We start from the raw sequence: 1,406 nt of genomic DNA, 5'->3' as shown, positions 1-1,406 counted from the left end.
ACCACTATGAAAAACGCGAGATTGACCGTCAAACCCTTCAAGAATTGGCAACCTGCAATTACATCAATCACCGTCAGAATGTTATTTTCCAAGGGTTTACAGGTTCAGGAAAAACATACTTAGCTTGTGCTTTAGGCAAGGAGGCCTGTAAACAAGAAATTCGAACGCGCTATATCCGCCTCCCTGATCTATTAATCGAGCGAGATGAAGTGACCCTCAAACCTAAAGGCGTAATGAATCTTATCAAAAAGTTTTCCAATTATGGTTTGCTTATTATAGACGAATGGTTATTGGATGACTTGTTGGAAGAAGATTTAAATTTCTCTTTGAGATTATTGAGCGTCGCTACGATTCCGGCTCCACTATTTATTGTACACAATTCAGAAAATCGGATTGGCATCAAAGACTAGGTGGCGGCGTCCATGCGAACGCGATAATGGACAGAATCGTTCATAATGCGGTTTGGTGTGACACGGGTCAACTAAACATGCGCGAACACAAAGCAATCAATTAAAAACTGTAGAAATAGTCATGCTGAAATTGGCATGGCTATTTTACTGGACTCGATCTGCGTACCAGTGGACTCCAATTGGATATTGAAAGACTCGATAGGACGAATAGGTGGGCCTGAAGACACGTATCCTATTGACGACTCGTTATAATGATGTGAAAAAAACGCTTCCTGACCCTCCCTACCAATGGATGGTTGAGGCAAGTCAACGCTATAACTCTGCTTCTTAACCAACAAAAAAGGAGTCCTGAGGACTCCTTCTGTTTAAAAATATTACTATAAATCTGATAGTAACTTAATTTATCTCACCAACACTATTTGACAAAGAACCTAAAAAATCAGCTCGCTTCATTTGAAACGAGCTGACCTTTATCAACATGATTTAGTAATGATTCAATGTTTTAAATCAAAACCACAAATCATTATTTGATAAATATCCGGTTGGTCAGATATTTATTATTAATCTTTTTTCTTTTTCGGAACTTCTAACACTCCGATTCCTAAACTCAATAGGAACGCACCAATGCTCGCAAAAGGCCAGCTGTTCGATCCAGTATTAGGTAAAGTTTCTCCGCCTGTAAATCCAGCTTTAGAAACATCATTACTTGAAGGGGTCTCTTCAAATGTTTCAATCATAGTTTGTTTGCTGTCAGTAGGCGTGCTAACTTCGATTGGACGATCAAGTCCAGGTTTTTCAGAAGTCGGAGTGCCCTCACCTGGTTGCTCAGGAGTAGGCGTTGCGTCGCCTGGTTCGTCAGTGCCTGGCGTTTCGTTACCCGGTTCGTCTATACCTGGGGTTTCGTTTCCTGGTTCATCTGTACCTGGAATGTCGTTACCTGGTTCGTCTGTTCCTGGCGTTTCGTTTCCTGGTTCATCTTTTCCTGGTGTCTCGTTA

Annotated in this window: 1 protein-coding gene and 1 pseudogene; one reads left to right on the top strand and one right to left on the bottom strand. The window is 41.3% G+C overall.

Annotation, left to right across the window (positions count from 1 at the left end; genetic code table 11):
* Positions 1–44: 44 nt before the first annotated feature.
* A pseudogene (locus tag HW423_RS10930) lies at positions 45–514 on the top strand (ATP-binding protein).
* Positions 515–970: 456 nt separating this feature from the next.
* Here HW423_RS10930 and HW423_RS10925 read toward each other — a convergent pair.
* A partial coding sequence (locus tag HW423_RS10925) for an LPXTG cell wall anchor domain-containing protein (protein WP_218931896.1) occupies positions 971–1,406 on the bottom strand: 436 nt, incomplete at its 5' end.

Origin of the sequence: Ruoffia halotolerans (assembly GCF_014049385.1) — a bacterium.
Classification (GTDB): Bacteria; Bacillota; Bacilli; order Lactobacillales; family Aerococcaceae; genus Ruoffia; species Ruoffia halotolerans.
The sequence above is the reverse complement of the archived record's forward strand: the minus strand, read 5'-3'. Positions and strand labels throughout refer to the sequence as shown.